Raw genomic sequence first — 17,995 nt, 5'->3', positions numbered from 1 at the left:
TCCCCTTGCGCCCGCATGGCCCGTGCGCTTACCACGCGCGCAGGCCGCATAATGGCTGCCGATGAAACAACTGCTCGACTTTCTCCCCATCATCCTGTTCTTCGCAGCCTACAAGCTGTATGGCATCTACGTTGCCACCGGGGTACTCATGGCCGCTACAACGGCGCAGATGGCCATTCTCTATTTCATTGATCGCAAGCTCAGCACCATGCACAAGGTGACGCTGGCGCTGATCCTGATCTTCGGCACGCTCACACTGGTGCTGCAGGACGAACGCTTCATCAAGTGGAAACCGACCGTGCTATACGGAGCCATGGCGCTGGCCCTGGCCGTGGCCCTGTGGGGCATGCGCAAGAACGTGCTGCAACTGATGCTGGGCACGCAACTCATCCTGCCGCAGCCGGTATGGCATCGCCTGACGATTGCCTGGATCGGCTACTGTCTGTTCATGGCCACCATCAACGCCTATGTGGCCGTGTACTTCAGTACCGAGCAGTGGGTGAACTTCAAGCTCTGGGGCTATGTCTTCCCGCTGATCTTTCTCGTGGGCCAGGGCGTGTACATCTCCCGTCACTGGCAAGGCGACAAGCTCTCGCGCTGAAGCTCGCATTCCCTTTTCCGGGCCTGCCTGCGCTGCAGGCCTTTTCCTTTCAGGAAACATCCCATGACCCCCTCCATTCCGACCGCAGCGCTGCTGCAATCCCGTCTCGAGCAGGCCCTGCAACCGACCCGGCTGGAAGTCATCGACGAAAGCGGCCACCATGCCGGCCACGCCGGCGCCAATGGCCTGGGCTACGGTACACACTTCCGCGTGCGCATTGCCGCGCCGGCTTTTTCGGGCAAGACGCGCGTGGCCTGCCACCGGCTTGTGTATGATGCACTGCAACAAGAAATCACTGCCGGGCTGCATGCGCTCGCCATCGAAATCGTGCGCGACTGAAGCAGCCTGTTTGACTAGCGAGTTTTCACCATGTCCTTCCGTCTTTCTGCCCTGATCGGCACCCTGCTGCTCGCTGCTTCCGCTGCCAGCCATGCCCAGAACCTGGCCATCGTCAATGGAAAACCCCTTCCCAAGGCCCGTTTCGATGCCGTAATGGCCAGCATGAAGGAACGCGCCGCCCAAATGGGACAGCCGCTGCCCACCGGCATGGAGGAACAGGTCCGCCAGAAGCTGATCGGTGATGCCGTGATGGTGCAGGTGGCCGAACAGCGTGGCCTGCATCGCACGCCGGAATACCGCCAGCAGATGGAGGGTGCGCGCAGCATGATCCTGTCGGGCCTGCTGGCCGAGCAGTACCGCAAGCAGAACCCGGTATCGGACGCAGCCGCCAAGGCGGAATACGACAAGATCGTCGCCGGACTGGACCCTGCCGCCAAGGAACAGGTACCGCCCTTCGAGCAGGTGAAGCAACAGGTGAAGGATGACCTGGCCGAGCAACAGGTGGGCAAGCTGGAGGCAGAACTGAGCGCGAAGAACGTGACGCCGGTGCAGGCAGCCGTGCAGCGCGGCCTGCAACTCACCCCCGAATACCGCAACCAGATGGATGGCGCCCACGGCATGGTGCTGATGGGCCTGCTGTTCCAGCAGTACGGCAAGCAGCATCCCGTGTCAGATGCCGACGCCAAGGCCGAGTACGACCGCATCGTGGCAGGCATGGGCCCTGCTGCGCATGGCCAGGTGCCGCCGTTCGAGCAGGTCAAGCAGGAAGTCAAGGACGGCATGGTCGAGCAGCATATGGTCAAGCTGCAGGACGAACTGCGCGCCAAGGCCCGCATCCACTAAGATCTCCCTGACGAAGCACCGGACCAAAGCCCGAGTGCTATCGTTTTTCCGGGCGAATCGCTACCATTGGCGCTTCGCCCTTTCTGTTTTTGCCGCACGCCCTTGCTGGCGTGCCGATTTGCCATGCTCCCGCACCAGCTCGAACTGCTCAGCCCCGCCCGTGACGCCGATATCGGCATCGAAGCCATCAACCATGGCGCCGATGCCGTCTACATCGGCGGCCCGGCCTTTGGCGCGCGCGTGAACGCCGCCAACAGCGTGCAGGACATTGCGCGCCTGGTGCAGCACGCACACCGCTACCATGCACGCATCTTCGTCACGCAGAACACCATCCTGCGCGACGACGAGCTGGAGCCCGTGCGCAAGCAGATCTGGGAGCTGTACGACGCCGGCGTGGATGCCGTCATCATCCAGGACATGGGCCTGCTGGAAGTGGACCTGCCGCCAATCCAGCTGCATGCCAGCACGCAGGCGGACATCCGCACGCCGGAGAAGGCGCGCTTTCTGCAGGATGCCGGCTTCAGCCAGATCGTGCTGGCGCGCGAACTGGATCTGGAACAGATTGCCGCCATCCGCGCCGCCACGCGGCCGGAAACCATCCTCGAATACTTTGTGCACGGCGCCCTGTGCGTGGCCTACAGCGGCCAGTGCTATATCAGCCATGCCAGCACCGGCCGCAGCGCCAACCGTGGCGACTGCAGCCAGGCCTGCCGCCTGCCCTGGCAGGTGACGGACAGCCAGAACCGCATCGTGGCGCACGACAAGCACGTGCTGTCGATGAAGGACAACGACCAGAGCGCCAACCTGGCGGCGCTGGTGGACGCCGGTGTGCGCAGCTTCAAGATCGAGGGCCGCTACAAGGATATGGGCTATGTGAAGAACATTACTGCCCATTACCGCAAGCTGCTGGATGAACTGCTGGAGCAGCGCCCCGAACTGGCTCTAGGCAGCAGCGGCCGCACGCGTTTCAGCTTTGCGCCCGATCCACGCCAGAACTTCAACCGCGGCAGCACCGACTACTTCACGCACGGCCGCCAGCAGGACATCGGCGCCTTCGACAGCCCGAAGAACCCCGGCCAGCCCATCGGCTACGTGCTGCAGGTGAACAGCAACAGCGTCGACCTGATGACGGACGACCATGCCACCGAGCTGCACAACGGCGACGGCCTCTGCTACTTCGACTTGCACAACAATCTGCTGGGCCTGCAGATCAATCGCGCCGAGAGCCTGGGCAAGCCGGGCCAGTGGCGCGTGTTTCCCAAGGATCCGGTTGCCGGCTTCAAGGATCTACGCCGCGATACCGTGGTGAACCGCAACCGCGACATGGAATGGGTGCGTTCGCTCGAGCGTCCGAGCGCAGAGCGCCGCATCGGGCTATGGTTGCGGCTGGAAGACACTGCGGAGGGCGTGCAGCTGGTGCTGAACGATGCCGACGGCTTCACTGCCACGGCACGACTGGCCTGCGACAAGGCGCCTGCACGGGATGCCACCAAGGGCGAACAGGCACTGCGCGACAACCTGGGCAAGCTCGGCACGACCATTTACGAAGTCGAGCACCCGGATATCGCCACCGCCCAGCCCTGGTTCATTCCCGCCTCACAGGTGAACGCCCTGCGCCGCCAGGCGGTGGAGGCGCTGGATTCCGCTCGCCTGAAGGGCTGGAAGCGCCCGCAGCGTGCCACGCCCGTCGAGCCGCCCGCGCCCTATCCGGAAGACACCCTCACCTACCTCGCCAACGTGTTCAACCACAAGGCACGCGACTTCTATGCCAAACACGGCGTGCAGGTAATTGCCGCCGCCTATGAATCGCACGAGGAAGAGAACGAAGTGCCGCTGATGATCACCAAGCACTGCGTGCGCTACTCCCTCAGCCTGTGCCCCAAGCAGGCCAAGGGCGTGAAAGGTGTGCAGGGCCAGGTGCGTGCGGAGCCGCTCACCATCACGCATGGTGACCAGACCTACACCCTCAAGTTCGACTGCAAGCCCTGCGAGATGCACGTGATGGGCAAGCTGCAGCCGCATATCAAGCGACGTGGGGTGGTGCCCGCCGGCGAGCGGGAACTGGTCGAGGTGCCGGTGGAGTTCTACCGCACAGCGAGCCGCTGACCCTCCAACCCTCACTCACACGCCACGCCATCCCCATCCCGGTCCAGGCGCCGGGCATAGCCAGGTTCGCCAGCACGAATGGGTGCCGCACCTGCGGCCCTCGCCGCGGCACAATTGGGGAAATACGCTGCGCCGCCGCTTCTGGCTGCCGGCTTGCGCGCCCCCGGATCAGCCATGAAGCGCTGCACACGGTTGCTGCTACCCGTAAAACCACTGGCCCGGTTCGCCGACTGGCTGGATTGTCCGCCACCCCGATGACAGTGATAATCACCCGTCTTGCGATTGTGGTGACAGCCATCGGCGTTCAACCCGCCTCCGTGCGCAGCGGCATCTGTTCCCAACAGAAGCAGCAGCGATGCCGCCAATGCCGACATCATGCGACCCATTCCTCTCCTTCTCCTTGGAGAAAGCCCGGTTATCCCTATTGACCCGGAATACTTCGCTCCTTCAAATGGATAGCATATGAGATGACGACACCGGGGTGCACCCCCAAGGTCCAAGCCCTTTCCCATGACCTACCACCCCAAGACCACCCTCCCCTGGCTGGAGCCGCACCAATCCTTCCCGCCTCTGGATCAGGCCCTGCAGGACGACACCCCCTGGCCCGGCCTGCTGGCAGCCGGAGGGGTGCTGGATGCCGACACGCTGGAGCAGGCCTACAGCCAGGGCATCTTCCCCTGGTACAGCGACAACCAGCCCATCCTCTGGTGGAGTACCGACCCGCGCATGGTGCTGCGCCCGGAAAACTTCCGGCTGCACAAGTCGTTGCGCAAGTCCCTGCAGCGTTTTGCCGCGTCACCGCAGTGCGAAATCCGCATCGACACCAGCTTCGGGGAAGTCATGGCAGCCTGCGCAGGCCCACGCACGCATCAGGCAGGCACCTGGATCACGGACGACGTCCGGCAAGCCTACACAGAACTACATCAGCGCGGTCTGGCGCACAGCGTGGAAACCTGGATCCATGGCGAGCTTGCCGGCGGCCTGTATTGCGTTGCCCTGGGCAGAGCGGTTTACGGTGAAAGCATGTTCACACGGGTACCGGATGCCTCCAAGACTGCACTGGCTGCACTGGTGGCGCTGTGTCGCGCCCATGGCGTGGAGATGATCGACTGCCAGCAGGAAACCTCCCATCTGGCCAGTCTGGGCGCCAGTGCCATTCCACGGACGGCGTTTGCGGAATCCATCGCCCGCACGCAAGTCCTCCCCTCCATGAACTGGAGCTTCAGCCCCGAGTCATGGAAAGGAATCCTCTGAATCTCACATCAGGCGCCGCAGCTTGCGACCGCCGGTGACGGCAAAGCCCTCGCACTGGTAGAAGTGCATGATGCGCTCGAACTCCGGCAGCGGCGGCGTGGTCACTTCCACTCGGCGCCAGCCCTGGCGGCGCGCCAGCTCGAAAATGCCGGCCAACAGCTGCCGCCCCACGCCTTTCTCGCGCCATTGCGGCTTCACGAACAGTTCGGTGATGGTGCCCAGCGCCCCGCCCGCATACAGCGCATGCCCTTCGAACAGGCCGGCAAACCCGATCTGCTCGCTGCCGGAATCTGCCACCAGCACGCGGTAGCTGCCCCGCTCCAGCAGGTCTTCCAGGTGGCGGCGCACCGGCAGGGGTTCGACATCGAAATCCAGGTCGTGTGTGGCCAGCTGGATTTCCTGCAGAAGCTTGGATGCCATTTCGGTCAGGGCCGGAATGTCCTGCTCGGAGGCCTTGCGAATGCGGATGTGGGGTTTTGTCTCCATGGTTCTATACCTGCCAGTCAATAGGCGCCAGGCCCTGTTGCTGCAACCAGGCGTTGGCGCGGGAAAAATGGCGGCATCCGAAAAAACCGCGATACGCTGAAAGCGGCGACGGATGCGGTGCCTGCAAAACCAGGTGGCGCTTGCGGTCGATGAAAGCGCCCTTTTTCTGTGCGTGGCTGCCCCACAGCATGAACACCAGCCCCTGCCGGTGCTCGTTGAGCTGCCGCACCACGCGATCGGTGAATGTTTCCCAGCCCCAGTTGGCATGCGAGTGCGCCTGGCCGGCGCGCACCGTCAGCACGGCATTGAGCAGGAGCACGCCCTGCTCGGCCCAGTGCTGCAGATAGCCATGGCCGGGAATCACGAAGCCGGGAATGTCCTCTGCCAGTTCCTTGTAGATATTCTGCAGGGACGGCGGAATATCCACCTCCGGCCGCACGGAAAATGCCAGCCCATGCGCCTGCCCGACGTTGTGGTAGGGATCCTGGCCGAGAATGACCACGCGGACCTGATCGAATTCGGTGGCGGTAAAAGCGCTGAAAACGTCGCTGGCGGGCGGATAGATCGTCTGCCCTTCGGTGCGCGCCTGCTTCACGCGTTGCCAGAGCTGCTGAAAATACGGCTGCTGCTTCTCGGCACCAATGGCCTCGTGCCAGGTGTGCAAGGCGGTTTCTGCGGGTGACGTGATCAGATGTTCCATATCCCGCATGATATAGCGCCGGAACAGGCTGAAACAGCCCGCAGGCACACCTTGCGCTACCATAGGCGCCATGTCCGACCTGCGTCGCCCGCCCCTGCCGGAACGCGTGCTTCAGCTGTACGCCACCGCCTCCTATCCCTGCAGCTACCTGCCCGAGCAGACCGCCCGCTCGCAGGTGGTCGTGCCGCTGGACGTAGTCGATACCGGCATCTACGCGCAACTCATCGCCAAGGGCTTTCGCCGCAGCGGCAGCACCACCTATCGCCCCTGGTGCGACAACTGCCGCGCCTGCGTTCCGCTGCGGATTCCCGTGGACAATTTCAGCCCCAATCGCAGCCAGCGCCGGGCCTGGCGCCAGCATGAAGGGCTTTCCGTACGCGTCTTGCCGCTCGAGGAATATCCGGGTCATTACGCGCTCTACCGCGATTACCAGCTCGCCCGTCACGCCGGCTGCGGCATGGACAAGGATGATCCCGAGGACTACCGCAGCTTCATCCTGCAGAGCCCGGTCGATGCAATGCTGGTGGAATTCCGGGAAGGCGATGTCCTCAAGATGGTGGCCCTGTTAGACGTGCTGCCCGACGCCCTGTCGGCCGTCTACACCTTCTACGCGGGCGATGCCGGTGCTGCCTACGGCACCTTTGCCGTCCTGTGGCAGATCGCCTTTGCCCGGCAGACCGGCCGCCGCCATGTGTATCTGGGCTACTGGATCGCGGAGAGCAGCAAGATGCACTACAAGACCCGCTTTCGCCCCTACGAGATCCTGCAGGGCGACCGCTGGGTCCGGTGCGCCGAAACACCCCACGCCTGATCGGCGTGCAAACCGGATGCACCTTCCGCAGAAACGGGACGGGCATCCATCCACCCTGCCACTCGCGCGCCACAGCAAACGCTGCAGGACATGATTTCACATAGTAGAATTGAACTGCTTTCAAGAAAACGGAAGCAGTGAAGTAAAAATCATGTCCGACTCCTCTTCCCTCCATGTACCCGACCCGGCGTATGACGCCATCAGTGTCCAGGTACTGCAACGCATGTTTGCGCTGCTCGACATCCTCGCCTCCCGCGATGAGCCCCTCAGCCTGAAGGAAATCAGCGAAAAGGCGGGTCTGCACCCCAGCACCACGCACCGCATCCTGAACGATCTGGTCATCGGCCGCTTCGTCGAGCGTCCCGACACCGGCAGCTACCGGCTGGGCATGCGCTTTCTGGAACTGGGCAATCTGGTCAAGGCGCGCCTGAGTGTGCGCGACGCGGCCGTGAGCGTGATGCGCGAACTGCACCGCCAGATCCAGCAACCCATCAACCTCAGCGTGCGTCAGGGCGACGAGATCGTGTACATCGAGCGCGCCTTCAACAGCGAGCGCTCCGGCATGCAGGTGGTGCGCGCCATTGGCGGGCACGCGCCGCTGCACCTGACCTCCACCGGCAAGCTGTTCCTGTCGATGGACGATCCGCAGAAAGTGCGCGCTTACGCAACGCGCACCGGCCTGCAGGGCAATACGCGCAACAGCATCACGCAACTGCCCCAGCTCGAGCGTGAACTGAACCATGTACGCCAGTCCGGCGTGGCACGCGACAACGAGGAACTGGAGCTCGGGGTACGCTGCATGGCAGCCGGCATCTACAACGACCAGGGCACCATGATCGCTGGCCTCTCGATTTCCGCGCCTGCGCACCGCATCGACGAGAGCTGGACCGAGAAGCTGCGCGATGCCGCCAGCCAGATTTCAACGGCGATCGGTTATCGCGGCAAAGGGCCACTGGGACGCTGAACATTTGCGCGCGATGAACTCGCCGGTGTATGGGATGCAGCGTCGGTGCGTGACTAGCGGACCGGAACAAGCATGAAAAACGGGCCTCGTGGCCCGTTCTTTTTGGTGAGCAGCGCGCGCTCAGTACGCATGCGCCACCACGCCACCGAAGCCACGGTTGTTGCCGCGACCCAGGTTGTTCTGCACCCAGTAGCGGATGGACTCGGCATCACGCACGCGCAGCGAACTGTTGTTGGAGTCGAGCAGCACGATGATGACGTTGCGGCCATCGATATTGCTCTGCATCACCACGCAGCGGCCAGCTTCGGAAATGTAGCCGGTTTTCTGCAGGCCGATATTCCAGTTGTTGCTGTGCACCAGACGGTTGGTGTTGTTGAAACGGCGCGTCTGGCCGGCCACATCAAAGGACTGGCCGGGATGCGTGGTGTAGCTGCGGATCAGCGGATAGCTGTAGGCGGCACGGGTGAGCAAGGCCAGATCGCGTGCGCTGGACTGATTGCCGCTGTTGAGGCCGGTTGGCTCCACATAGTTGGTATCACGCATGCCCAGCATGGTGGCGCGCATGTTCATGGCGCGCACAAAGGCCGGCATGCCACCCGGATAGGTACGACCCAGTGCATGCGCAGCGCGGTTTTCGCTGGACATGAGTGCCAGATGCAGCAGTTCCTGGCGGGTGAAGCTGCTGCCCACCGACAGGCGCGAGCTGCTGCCCTTGAGGCGGTCCACATCGTCGTAGGTGATGGTAATGCGCTCGTCCATGGGCAGCGCGGCATCCATGGTCACCAGCGCCGTCATCAGCTTGGTGATGGACGCAATGGGAGACACCTGGCCACCGTTCTTGTTGAGCAGCACTTCGCCGGTGTTCTGGTCCATGACCAGGGCAACGGCAGAGTTGAGGGCCAGCGGCGAGCCAGCCGTGCTCATGCCACGGATCTGGCCCAGCGTGTTGTTGGCCGGAACGGACACGCGCACGAAGTTGGAACGCTCGGGAACTGCTGCGACGCGGGTGACAGCTGTCGGTGCGGCCGTGGCAATCAGCGAAGCGGCTACCGGCGAGCTGCTTTCGGCCACATAGCTGCGGGTGACCGGTGCACGCGACGGCGCCTCGGGCGCGATCATGGCTGCGGCCACCGGCGACGAGGGATTGGGCGTATAGGTATAGGGACGGGTACGCTGCGGTTCCACCTGGCTGCCGATAAGCGAGGAAGCCAGCGGCGACGAAGCGCTCACCATGTTCTTGGTGCGCACGGGAGCCGGAGCCGCTGCACGTGCGACCGCAACAGGTGTCGTCATCGGTGCTGCCGCCGGAGTGGCGGGCACATAGCTCACCGGAGCCGGCGCTGCTGCCACCTGGGTAGCCACTGCAGTCGCAGCCGCTGCTGCGGGTTCCATCACACGCACGCTGGCGCCACGCTCGGCAACCAGGGTGGCGATACGATCTTCTTCCAGGGCACGCTCACGTGCTTCCCTGGCAGCAACCATGCGCTGCTGGCGAGCCTGCTCCTGCTGGCGCTCGAGCCGGGCGATTTCCTGCTGGCGCTTTTCACGGGCGACCTGCTGCAGGCGTGCCTGTTCGGCGGCTTCTTCCCTGGCCTTGCGCTGGGCTTGCAGACGCTTGTCGCGCGTGGATTCGATACGCTGCTGGCGTGCCGTTTCTTCCTTGTCCAGGCGTGCCTGGCGCTCTGCCTTGATGCGTTCCGCCTTGGTCAGCTTGCGGCCCTTGGGCGCCAATGCTTCCTCGTCAGCCGCGGCGCCCTTGATCTTGCCGGCAATCTTGTTGCGTGCGCTGCGCTTGTCGTCTTCATCACGCGCCTTGGCAAGCTGGGCTGCCTTGCCCTTGCGACCGGCAGGAGCCGCCTCTTCGGCTTCGGCCTTGGCGTTGCGGCCAGCCTTGGCATTGGCCAGCTTCAGCTTCTTGCCACGCGGAGCAGCCTCTTCCTCATCGTTAATCGGCTTGGCCAGGCCCTTGACGTGCTTGACCTGCAGCACGGCCTTGTCCTTGCTGGCTGCGCGCTTGAGCACGGCGGCCTTGGCGGCGTCATCACGGGTGGCCTTGGTCCTGGTCTGCTTGGCGACGACCTTGGCCGGCGCCTGGCGCTCCGTCTTGGCCTCTACGGGCAAGGCCACGGCAACGCACGCGGCTCCCATGAACATGGCACTCTGTGACAAGTATTTCAGAATACCTCTGGTCACAAATTCAGTGGATGTAGACATGGCGAAGTCCTGCTCTTTGATAATCACGCGATGACGTAAGTTTACACCGCTGGAAAATATGCACAATATCAACGACTTGGTGCCACTACTTAATTTACCTATTATTTTGTAATAAAAAGCCACCATCTTCTTGCAAAACGCTGACAACTGCTGGCAGGCAAAGAAGAAATGCATGTTCGATGCAACTTCAGGACCACTCTGTAAGTGCTTGTTTCTGCTGCAGCGCACCATCCCCCGTTTTCGTGACGCAGGCATGAAAAAATCCGCATGCCGGTAACACCGTCATGCGGATGAAAAGGCACGGCCTTCCGGCCATGCTACAGGTTGCCCATTTGTTTGGCGATCAGCGCCCCAGATCCTTGGCGCTGACTCCGGCGATGCCCCAGTTTTCCTTGGGCACGTCATGGATCCAGACGCGCACGTTCTGCTGCGGCGCGCCCACGGCCTCCACCAGAGCTTGCGTGACCTTCTCGATCACGGCTTTCTTCTGCTCTTCGGTACGGCCTTCAATCATGTAAATCTGTGCGAACGGCATGTAAGTCTCCTTGTCAGACAAAACGCAGGCTGCACGAGCCCATGCCCTGCACCCGCAGCGTGACATTGTCACCGGCCTTGACGGCCACGGCCTCGGTAATGCCGCCGGACAGGATCATGGTGCCGGCGGGAATCTCCTCGCCGCGCTCACCCAGGTGGTTGGCCAGCATGGCGATGGCTGCAGCCGGATGGCCCAGCACGGCAGCGCCGGCGCCAAAGGCCATCGGCACGCCGTTCACTTCCAGCACGATGCCGGTAGTGCGCAGGTCCAGCCCTTCCACGCCAACCGGCTGGCCGCCGACGACGAAGCGGGAGGCGGACGTGTTGTCGGCGATCACGCTCTTGAGGTCAAACTTGAAGTCGCGGTAGCGGCTGTCGATCACCTCGATGCCGGGCATGACGAAATCGGTCGCAGCCAGCACGGCGCCGATGTGGCAGCCGGGACCCTTCAGCGGGGCCTTGGTCACGAAGGCAATCTCGGGTTCGACCTTGGGGTGGATCAGCTCGGACACCTTGACTTCGCCACCGTCCTGCACGGTGTAGTCGTCGGTCATGAAGCCGAACACGGGCACTTCCACGCCCATCTGCTTCATCTTGGCAAAGCTGGTCAGGCCGGCCTTCAGGCCGACGACCTTGAGGCCGCGGGCCAGCTTGCGGGCGCGGATCTCGTCCTGGATCGCGTAGGCATCGTCCCAGTCCATGTCGGGATGCTGCTCGGTGATCTTCAGGGTGTCCTGCTGGTTGAGCTGGCAGTTGTCCAGGTGCTCGGCGAGTTGCTTGATGGTGTTCTGGTCGAGATTCATGCCTTGGCCTCCTTGCGTTCGCGTGCCATGGTCATGGCGGTGTCTTCAATCATGTCTTCCTGGCCGCCAACCATGCCCTTGCGGCCGAGTTCGACCAGGATGTCGCGGGCAGGAATGCCGTACTTCTGGCTGGCGCGCTTGGCAAACAGCAGGAAGGAGCCGTACACGCCGGCGTAGCCCAGCGTCAGTGCGTCGCGGTCGATGCGGATCGGGAAGTCCATGATCGGGAACACGCGGTCTTCGGCCACATCCTGGATCTTGGCGACGTCCACACCAGTGTCGATACCCATGCGGTCGCACACGGCCACCAGCACTTCCATCGGGGTGTTGCCGGCACCGGCGCCCAGGCCGGCGGCAGCGGCGTCAATGCGGTTGGCACCGGCTTCGATGGCCGCGATGGAGTTGGCAACGCCCATGGCCAGGTTGTGGTGGCCGTGGAAGCCCAGCTCGGTCTCGGGCTTGAGCGCTGCGCGCACGGCGGCAATGCGCTCCTTGACCTGGTGCGGCAACAGATAGCCGGCGGAGTCGGTCACGTAGATGCAGTTGGCGCCGTAGCCTTCCATCAGCTTGGCCTGCTGGATCAGCTTGTCGGAATCGGCCATGTGGGCCATCATCAGGAAGCCGACCGTGTCCATGTCCATCTTGCGGGCCAGCGTGATGTGCTGTTCGCTCACGTCGGCCTCGGTGCAATGGGTGGCCACGCGGATGGTGTGCACGCCCAGTTCACGCGCCATCTTCAGGTGGTCGACGGTGCCGATGCCGGGCAGCAGCAGCGCGGAAACCTTGGCCTGCTTCATCAGCGGAATCACGGCGCTCAGGTATTCCTCGTCGGTGTGGGCGGGGAAACCGTAGTTGACGGAGCTGCCGCCCAGACCGTCGCCGTGCGTGACTTCGATCAGCGGAATGCCGGCTTCGTCCAGACCGGTGGCGATGTCCTTCATCTGGTCCAGCGTCATCAGGTGGCGCTTGGGGTGCATGCCATCGCGCAGCGTCATGTCATGCAGGGTGACTTTCTTGCCCTTGAGGTTGTCCATATTCATTCTCCTTGGGTGATGCTCAGGCAGCGACGGGTTCCAGCGTCAGCTTGCCTGCGAGGATTTCCTCGGCAAACATTTCGGCGGTGCGGGCGGCGGCGGCGGTCATGATGTCCAGGTTGCCGGCGTACTTGGGCAGGTAGTCGCCCAGGCCTTCCACTTCCAGGAAGACGGAGACGCGGTTGCCGTCGAACACGGGACCGTTGACCAGCTTGTAGCCCGGCACGTATTTCTGCACTTCCTTGATCATCTCGTGGATCGAGGCGGTGATCTTTTCCTGATCGGGCTCATCTTCCGTCAGGCAGTGCACCGTATCGCGCATGATCAGCGGCGGCTCGGCCGGGTTGATGATGATGATGGCCTTGCCCTTCTTGGCGCCGCCCACCTTCTCGATGGCACCGGAGGTGGTGCGGGTGAACTCGTCGATGTTCTTGCGGGTACCGGGGCCGGCAGACTTGCTGGACACAGTGGCCACGATCTCGCCGTAGCCCACGGGCTGCACGCGGGAGATGGCTGCCACCATGGGGATGGTGGCCTGGCCGCCGCAGGTGACCATGTTCACGTTCATTTCACGCTTGCCGACATGCTCCACCAGGTTCACCGGCGGCACGCAGAACGGGCCGATGGCGGCGGGCGTCAGATCGATCATCAGCGCGCCTTCGGCGTTGACCTTGCGGCTGTTCTCTGCATGCACGTAGGCGCTGGTGGCGTCGAACACGATCTGCACGCCGTCGGCCTTCATGTGGGGGATCAGGCCGTCCACGCCTTCGGCGGTGGTCTTGATGCCCATTTCACGGGCACGCTTGAGGCCGTCGGATTCGGGGTCGATACCCACCATCCACACGGGTTCCAGCACGGGGCTGCGCTTGAGCTTGGCCAGCAGATCGGTGCCGATGTTGCCGGGGCCGATCAGGGCGCACTTGATTTTCTGGGTCATGGCATTTCCTTGAAGTTTGTCTTTGCGGGGCACCTGCCGTCCACGCGCCAGGAGCGCGCAGCGGCCGGCAGCCGGATCATTCGAAGCGGACCGAGCAGGCGCCGATGCCGCCGATGCTCACGCGGAAGTTGTCGCCAGCGGCGCAGGGGAACATGGCTGCCAGCGCACCGGACAGCACCACTTCACCCGCCTTCAGCGGCACGCCCAGGCGGCCCAGGGTGTTGGCCAGCCAGGTGATGGCGTTGACCGGGGAACCCATGGCAGCTGCGCCGGAGCCGGTGGCGATGATCTCGCCGTTCTTCTCCAGCACCATGCCGCAGGTGGACAGGTCCACCTTGCGCGGGCTCACGGCACTATCGCCGAGCACGAACACGCCGCAGGAAGCGTTGTCGGCCACGGTGTCCTGGATCTTGATCTTCCAGTCGCGGATGCGGGAATCGACGATCTCGAAGCAGGGAATCACGCACTCGGTGGCCGCCAGGATGTCGGCGTTGCTCAGGCCGGGGCCCATCAGGTCCTTCTTGAGCAGGAAGGCGATCTCGCCTTCGGCCTTGGGCTGGATCAGCGTGCTCATGGCGATGGATTCGCCTTCGTTCACGATCATGCGGTCCATCATGTAGCCGAAGTCGGGCTGGTACACGCCCAGCATGTTCATCACGGCGCGCGAGGTCACGCCGATCTTCTTGCCGACGATGACTTCACCGTCCTGCACGCGGCGGTCGATCATGCGCTTCTGCACCGCGTAGGCATCCTCGATCGTCATGTCGGGATACTGGTTGGTGATCGGATCGATCACGCTGTTGCTGCGCAGCGCCTGGTACAGGCTGTCGCCCAGCGTCTGGATGATGTTGGAATCCATGTGCTTGTCTTTCCTTCTGGTTGTACTGCGATCAGAACTTGACCATCACGTTGCGCAGCTCGGTGTAGAACTCGAGCGAGTGCACACCACCTTCGCGGCCGATGCCGGACTGCTTGGAGCCGCCGAAGGGCGTGCGCAGGTCGCGCAGGAACCAGGCGTTGATCCAGCACAGGCCGACTTCGATCTGGTGCGCCAGACGGTTGGCGCGGCTGATGTCCTGCGTGAAGATGGCGGTGGCCAGACCGTAGCGGTTGGCGTTGACCTTGCCCAGCACTTCCTCTTCGCTGTCGAAGGGGCTGATGTGGCAGCAGGGGCCGAAGATTTCTTCCGTCACCACGGTGGCAGTTTCGGGCAGGCCGGTCCAGATGGTGGGCTGCACCCAAGAGCCGCCCTTCAGCTCTTCCGGCATGTCGGGCACGCCGCCGCCGGTCACGATGGTGGCGCCTTCGTCCTTGGCGGACTTGTACAGGCCCAGCACCTTTTCCTGGTGTTCCTTGCTGATCACCGGGCCGATCTTGGTGTCCTTCTCGAACGGCAGGCCGGGCTTCATGCTCTCGGCGCGCTCCTTCAGGGCGGCAACCACCTTTTCGAAGATCGGACGCTCGACGTAGACGCGCTCGGTGCCCAGACAGACCTGGCCGGCGTTCTCGAAGCAGGAACGGGTCAGCGTGTCGATGGTCACCTGGAAGTCACAGTCGGCGAACACGACGGCGGCGTTCTTGCCACCCATTTCCAGCGACACGGGGCGCACGCCGTCGGCAGCAGCCTTCATGATGGCGGAGCCGGTACGGGTTTCGCCGGTAAAGGTGATGCCGTTCACATCGGGATGGCTGGTCAGGAAGGCGCCGGCGGAATCCGGGCCGAAGCCGTGCACCACGTTGTACACGCCCTTGGGCATGCCGACGGCATTCATCACTTCGCCCAGCAGCGTGGCGGTAGCGGGAGTTTCTTCGGAGGGCTTGACCACCACGGTGTTGCCGCAGGCCAGGGCCGGGCCGACTTTCCAGGTCATCAGCAGCAGCGGCAGGTTCCACGGGCAGACCACGGCGATCACGCCGCGCGGCACGCGCACGCCATAGCTCAGCGCCGTCTTGCCGTCGGGCGTGCGCATGTTAAACGACTCGGTGGCCGTGCTCTTGATGGTGTCGATGAAGATCTGGAAGTTGGCGGCACCGCGCGGAATGTCGATGTGCGAAGCCAGCGAGGCGGGCTTGCCGGTGTCGGCAATCTCGGCCTGCAGGAAGTCGTCGAAGCGGCGGTTGATTTCACCGGCCACGGCGTCCAGCAGCTTGGCGCGCTCGACCACGGAGATGCGGCCCCAGTCACCCTTGAGGGCAGCCTTGGCGGCAGCCACGGCAGCGTCCACTTCCGGACGACCGGCTTCGTAGATCTTGCCGATCACCTGGCCGTTGACGGGGTTGATGTCGTCAAACATCTTGCCGCTGACGTTCTTGACGTATTCGCCATTGATGAAGTTCAGGAACTCTTTCATATACCCTCTCAACTGAAATGCAAAAACATGACCGCCCGGGGCTGCAGCAGCAGTCCTGATGCGTCGAGGCGCCCGGCCTGGCGCAGATGGCTCAGGCTCGGGGAACCGGCCATGCAGGCGGTTCCGCTGCGTCAAGGCAAGCCCCCGTCCGGAGGCTTGCCTGGACGGGCTCGGCTTGCGAGCCATCCAGGTCGTGTTGGTCACTGCATCGGCAGAGAATCCATCAGATCGGGATCAAAATCCCTTTCAATCAGGATTCAATCCCTATCGCGCGCAAACCGGCTTTGGCGCATGCTTCGTCCTGCTCCGCAGAACCGCCCGACACTCCGATGCCACCGATCAGCACACCCTCCTGACGGATCGGCACACCGCCACCGAAGGCCACCAGGCGCGGACGATGCGCAATGGTGCGCAGGGCTTCGTCCTCGGCAAAGATGGCCGGCCATTGCGACGTCGGAAAGCCGAAGCTGGCCGCCGTGTAGGCCTTGTCGATTGCGATCTCGATGGAGTGCAGGAAGGCGCCCGGCATGCGCAGAAAGCCTGCCTGCACGCCGCTGCTGTCTGCCAGCGCCACGTTGATGCGGATGCCCAGCGACTCGGCGTGGGCCACGGCAGCCTGCAGGGCAGTGGCCGCGGCCTCGGCCGTCAACACGGATTGCTGTACGGCCACCTGCATCAGGTCACCACGCTCAGGAAGGCGTCGTTCAGCTTGCGGTCATGGTAGAAAATGCCGCGGCCGACTTCTTCCCACGACCAGGTGATCGGGTGCATGTCGGGGTAGTGGTCGTAGCCACCGCAGAACACTTCCAGACGGTTGCCGGACGGATCGAAGAAGTAGATCGTCGTGCCCTGGGTGATGCCGTGACGGGTCGGGCCGATGTCAATGGAGACGCGGTTGCGGCTCATGATGTCGGCAGCACGCAGCACCTGCTCCCAGCTTTCCAGCTGGAAGGAAACGTGATGCAGCTTGCCGTCTTCACCGTGGCGCACCATGGCGATGTCATGCGCCTTGGTGCTGCAGGTCAGCCAGGTAGCCAGGTCGGTCTGGCCGTCTTCCAGCTTGACGCGCTCGACCAGCGTGAAGCCCAGCACCTTCTCGAACAGCTCCAGGTTGCCGTCGATGTTGCCACCGTAGATCAGGCAGTGGTCCATGCGGATCGGGCTGATGCCCTTGTATTCGATCACTTCCACTTCGGGATCGACATAGCCGTGGCCATTGCCGACGTCCTTCTTCTCGGCGTACAGCTCGATGGTGTGGCCGGTGGGCAGCTGGAAGCGCACGCGCTCGCCGGTTTCCAGCATTTCGCCGGCGGGGATACGCTCGGTCTTCACGCCATGGGCCTGCAGCTTCTGGTCCAGGTCTTCCAGCGTGGCCTTGTCCAGCACCTTGAATGCGAACAGGTCGATGCCGGCGCGGTCGGATTTACGCAGCACCACGCTGTTGTGGTCACGTTCCTGACGCGTCTTGAAGTACACGCGGCCCGAGCTGTCGCGGCCGGTTTCCACGAGGCCCATCACCTCGGTATAGAACTTGACGGACTCCTCCATGTCGAGGACGCGGATCTGGGCATGGCCCGGACGCAGCACACCAGTCATTGCCATGATATGTCTCCTGTTGGCGTTAGTGGTAATTGATCGGTTGTCATTCACGTACCGCCATGCTGGCGGCACACATTCTTCTTCATCTTGCCCACCACCGACAGCGTGAGGTCGCTGGTGGGCTTGACGCGGCAGGACAGCAGGCAACCCTGCTTTTCCTCTTCCTCGGACACGTATTCCCGGCTCATCACACGCTTGGTGTAGCTGCCATCGGTGATGTGCACCTTGCACACCCCGCAGCCCCCGTTGCGGCAACCCACCGGAATCCCCTTCTTGCCCAGCGCTTCCATGCCTTCGAGCAAGGTGCGGCTTTCAAGGCAGCGGTAGGTCTCACCGGTTTCGGCAATCGTGACCTGGTAATACGTAGCCATGTCTCTCTGCTTTCGGGCCGGATCCGTCCGGCCTCTTGTGTTGTCTCT

Annotated in this window: 20 protein-coding genes; 7 read left to right on the top strand and 13 right to left on the bottom strand. The window is 63.2% G+C overall.

Features of this window, described 5'->3' with window-relative positions; all coding sequences use genetic code 11:
- Positions 1 to 61: 61 nt before the first annotated feature.
- From BMW28_RS08015 to BMW28_RS08000, 4 genes are all read left to right on the top strand, one after another.
- Entirely contained in the window at positions 62 to 601 is a 540-nt protein-coding gene (locus BMW28_RS08015; RefSeq protein WP_091816381.1) for a septation protein A, read from the top strand.
- Positions 602 to 664: 63 nt separating this feature from the next.
- Positions 665 to 940 (top strand): BolA family protein, encoded by a 276-nt coding sequence (locus BMW28_RS08010; protein ID WP_091816379.1) that lies wholly within the window; start codon positions 665 to 667, stop codon positions 938 to 940.
- Positions 941 to 970: 30 nt separating this feature from the next.
- Positions 971 to 1,783, top strand: coding sequence for a hypothetical protein (locus tag BMW28_RS08005; protein ID WP_091816377.1), 813 nt, complete (start codon positions 971 to 973; stop codon positions 1,781 to 1,783).
- A 123-nt stretch (positions 1,784 to 1,906) separates the two neighbouring features.
- Positions 1,907 to 3,889, top strand: coding sequence for a peptidase U32 family protein (locus BMW28_RS08000; protein WP_091816375.1), 1,983 nt, complete (start codon positions 1,907 to 1,909; stop codon positions 3,887 to 3,889).
- Positions 3,890 to 3,900: 11 nt separating this feature from the next.
- Here BMW28_RS08000 and BMW28_RS07995 read toward each other — a convergent pair whose 3' ends face one another.
- Positions 3,901 to 4,263 carry an excalibur calcium-binding domain-containing protein gene (locus tag BMW28_RS07995; protein ID WP_234970084.1) on the bottom strand — a complete coding sequence of 121 codons (363 nt, stop codon included), beginning with the start codon at positions 4,261 to 4,263 and terminating at the stop codon, positions 3,901 to 3,903.
- Positions 4,264 to 4,399: 136 nt separating this feature from the next.
- Here BMW28_RS07995 and aat point away from each other — a divergent pair, with 136 nt between their 5' ends.
- On the top strand, positions 4,400 to 5,143 hold the full coding sequence (gene aat / locus BMW28_RS07990) for a leucyl/phenylalanyl-tRNA--protein transferase (protein ID WP_091816373.1): 744 nt from the start codon (positions 4,400 to 4,402) through the stop codon (positions 5,141 to 5,143).
- 3 nt (positions 5,144 to 5,146) lie between these two features.
- Here aat and BMW28_RS07985 read toward each other — a convergent pair whose 3' ends face one another.
- Both BMW28_RS07985 and ung read right to left on the bottom strand, forming a co-directional pair.
- The gene (locus BMW28_RS07985) at positions 5,147 to 5,629 is read right to left on the bottom strand and encodes a GNAT family N-acetyltransferase (protein WP_091816371.1); all 483 of its coding nucleotides are present in this window, start codon (positions 5,627 to 5,629) and stop codon (positions 5,147 to 5,149) included.
- A 4-nt stretch (positions 5,630 to 5,633) separates the two neighbouring features.
- Complete coding sequence (ung, locus tag BMW28_RS07980) at positions 5,634 to 6,329, bottom strand: uracil-DNA glycosylase (protein ID WP_200785760.1); 696 nt, start codon at positions 6,327 to 6,329, stop codon at positions 5,634 to 5,636.
- Positions 6,330 to 6,399: 70 nt separating this feature from the next.
- Here ung and BMW28_RS07975 point away from each other — a divergent pair, with 70 nt between their 5' ends.
- Both BMW28_RS07975 and BMW28_RS07970 read left to right on the top strand, forming a co-directional pair.
- Positions 6,400 to 7,140, top strand: coding sequence for an arginyltransferase (locus BMW28_RS07975; protein ID WP_091816370.1), 741 nt, complete (start codon positions 6,400 to 6,402; stop codon positions 7,138 to 7,140).
- A 151-nt stretch (positions 7,141 to 7,291) separates the two neighbouring features.
- A complete protein-coding gene (locus tag BMW28_RS07970; RefSeq protein WP_091816368.1) occupies positions 7,292 to 8,104 on the top strand; it encodes an IclR family transcriptional regulator in 813 nt (270 codons plus the stop codon).
- Positions 8,105 to 8,224: 120 nt separating this feature from the next.
- Here BMW28_RS07970 and BMW28_RS13265 read toward each other — a convergent pair whose 3' ends face one another.
- From BMW28_RS13265 to BMW28_RS07920, 10 genes are all read right to left on the bottom strand, one after another.
- A complete protein-coding gene (locus BMW28_RS13265; RefSeq protein ID WP_407640945.1) occupies positions 8,225 to 10,318 on the bottom strand; it encodes a serine hydrolase in 2,094 nt (697 codons plus the stop codon).
- Positions 10,319 to 10,661: 343 nt separating this feature from the next.
- The gene (locus BMW28_RS07960; protein WP_091816366.1) at positions 10,662 to 10,853 is read right to left on the bottom strand and encodes a 2-hydroxymuconate tautomerase; all 192 of its coding nucleotides are present in this window, start codon (positions 10,851 to 10,853) and stop codon (positions 10,662 to 10,664) included.
- Between the two features lie 13 nt (positions 10,854 to 10,866).
- Positions 10,867 to 11,655 (bottom strand): 2-oxo-3-hexenedioate decarboxylase, encoded by a 789-nt coding sequence (dmpH, locus tag BMW28_RS07955; RefSeq protein ID WP_091816365.1) that lies wholly within the window; start codon positions 11,653 to 11,655, stop codon positions 10,867 to 10,869.
- Positions 11,652 to 12,689, bottom strand: a complete 1,038-nt coding sequence (dmpG, locus tag BMW28_RS07950; RefSeq protein ID WP_091816362.1) for a 4-hydroxy-2-oxovalerate aldolase — start codon at positions 12,687 to 12,689, stop codon at positions 11,652 to 11,654. The genes dmpH and dmpG overlap by 4 nt, the downstream gene beginning before the upstream one ends.
- Positions 12,690 to 12,711: 22 nt before the next feature.
- Positions 12,712 to 13,626, bottom strand: a complete 915-nt coding sequence (locus BMW28_RS07945; protein WP_091816359.1) for an acetaldehyde dehydrogenase (acetylating) — start codon at positions 13,624 to 13,626, stop codon at positions 12,712 to 12,714.
- 76 nt (positions 13,627 to 13,702) lie between these two features.
- The gene (gene dmpE / locus BMW28_RS07940) at positions 13,703 to 14,485 is read right to left on the bottom strand and encodes a 2-oxopent-4-enoate hydratase (protein ID WP_091816357.1); all 783 of its coding nucleotides are present in this window, start codon (positions 14,483 to 14,485) and stop codon (positions 13,703 to 13,705) included.
- 31 nt (positions 14,486 to 14,516) lie between these two features.
- Complete coding sequence (locus BMW28_RS07935) at positions 14,517 to 15,977, bottom strand: 2-hydroxymuconic semialdehyde dehydrogenase (RefSeq protein ID WP_091816354.1); 1,461 nt, start codon at positions 15,975 to 15,977, stop codon at positions 14,517 to 14,519.
- A gap of 250 nt (positions 15,978 to 16,227) precedes the next feature.
- On the bottom strand, positions 16,228 to 16,653 hold the full coding sequence (locus BMW28_RS07930; RefSeq protein WP_091816352.1) for a GlcG/HbpS family heme-binding protein: 426 nt from the start codon (positions 16,651 to 16,653) through the stop codon (positions 16,228 to 16,230).
- Positions 16,653 to 17,579, bottom strand: a complete 927-nt coding sequence (locus BMW28_RS07925; protein ID WP_091816350.1) for a catechol 2,3-dioxygenase — start codon at positions 17,577 to 17,579, stop codon at positions 16,653 to 16,655. Before BMW28_RS07925 ends, BMW28_RS07930 begins: the two co-directional genes overlap by 1 nt.
- Positions 17,580 to 17,623: 44 nt before the next feature.
- Positions 17,624 to 17,947, bottom strand: a complete 324-nt coding sequence (locus BMW28_RS07920; protein ID WP_091816347.1) for a 2Fe-2S iron-sulfur cluster-binding protein — start codon at positions 17,945 to 17,947, stop codon at positions 17,624 to 17,626.
- Positions 17,948 to 17,995: the final 48 nt, after the last annotated feature.

The sequence above is a fragment of the Allobrachymonas denitrificans DSM 15123 genome (assembly GCF_900110225.1).
Taxonomy (GTDB): domain Bacteria; phylum Pseudomonadota; class Gammaproteobacteria; order Burkholderiales; family Burkholderiaceae_C; genus Brachymonas; species Brachymonas denitrificans.
This window is presented reverse-complemented; position numbering and strand designations above follow the sequence as displayed.

Excerpts from the sequence above, each read along its gene's own strand:
- BMW28_RS08015 (WP_091816381.1), top strand. The coding sequence starts at position 62 with ATGAAACAACTGCTCGACTTTCTCCCCATCATCCTGTTCTTCGCAGCC.
- BMW28_RS08010 (WP_091816379.1), top strand. The coding sequence starts at position 665 with ATGACCCCCTCCATTCCGACCGCAGCGCTGCTGCAATCCCGTCTCGAG.
- BMW28_RS08005 (WP_091816377.1), top strand. The coding sequence starts at position 971 with ATGTCCTTCCGTCTTTCTGCCCTGATCGGCACCCTGCTGCTCGCTGCT.
- BMW28_RS08000 (WP_091816375.1), top strand. The coding sequence starts at position 1,907 with ATGCTCCCGCACCAGCTCGAACTGCTCAGCCCCGCCCGTGACGCCGAT.
- BMW28_RS07995 (WP_234970084.1), bottom strand. The coding sequence starts at position 4,263 with ATGTCGGCATTGGCGGCATCGCTGCTGCTTCTGTTGGGAACAGATGCC.
- aat (WP_091816373.1), top strand. The coding sequence starts at position 4,400 with ATGACCTACCACCCCAAGACCACCCTCCCCTGGCTGGAGCCGCACCAA.
- BMW28_RS07985 (WP_091816371.1), bottom strand. The coding sequence starts at position 5,629 with ATGGAGACAAAACCCCACATCCGCATTCGCAAGGCCTCCGAGCAGGAC.
- ung (WP_200785760.1), bottom strand. The coding sequence starts at position 6,329 with ATGGAACATCTGATCACGTCACCCGCAGAAACCGCCTTGCACACCTGG.
- BMW28_RS07975 (WP_091816370.1), top strand. The coding sequence starts at position 6,400 with ATGTCCGACCTGCGTCGCCCGCCCCTGCCGGAACGCGTGCTTCAGCTG.
- BMW28_RS07970 (WP_091816368.1), top strand. The coding sequence starts at position 7,292 with ATGTCCGACTCCTCTTCCCTCCATGTACCCGACCCGGCGTATGACGCC.
- BMW28_RS13265 (WP_407640945.1), bottom strand. The coding sequence starts at position 10,318 with ATGTCTACATCCACTGAATTTGTGACCAGAGGTATTCTGAAATACTTG.
- BMW28_RS07960 (WP_091816366.1), bottom strand. The coding sequence starts at position 10,853 with ATGCCGTTCGCACAGATTTACATGATTGAAGGCCGTACCGAAGAGCAG.
- dmpH (WP_091816365.1), bottom strand. The coding sequence starts at position 11,655 with ATGAATCTCGACCAGAACACCATCAAGCAACTCGCCGAGCACCTGGAC.
- dmpG (WP_091816362.1), bottom strand. The coding sequence starts at position 12,689 with ATGGACAACCTCAAGGGCAAGAAAGTCACCCTGCATGACATGACGCTG.
- BMW28_RS07945 (WP_091816359.1), bottom strand. The coding sequence starts at position 13,626 with ATGACCCAGAAAATCAAGTGCGCCCTGATCGGCCCCGGCAACATCGGC.
- dmpE (WP_091816357.1), bottom strand. The coding sequence starts at position 14,485 with ATGGATTCCAACATCATCCAGACGCTGGGCGACAGCCTGTACCAGGCG.
- BMW28_RS07935 (WP_091816354.1), bottom strand. The coding sequence starts at position 15,977 with ATGAAAGAGTTCCTGAACTTCATCAATGGCGAATACGTCAAGAACGTC.
- BMW28_RS07930 (WP_091816352.1), bottom strand. The coding sequence starts at position 16,653 with ATGCAGGTGGCCGTACAGCAATCCGTGTTGACGGCCGAGGCCGCGGCC.
- BMW28_RS07925 (WP_091816350.1), bottom strand. The coding sequence starts at position 17,579 with ATGGCAATGACTGGTGTGCTGCGTCCGGGCCATGCCCAGATCCGCGTC.
- BMW28_RS07920 (WP_091816347.1), bottom strand. The coding sequence starts at position 17,947 with ATGGCTACGTATTACCAGGTCACGATTGCCGAAACCGGTGAGACCTAC.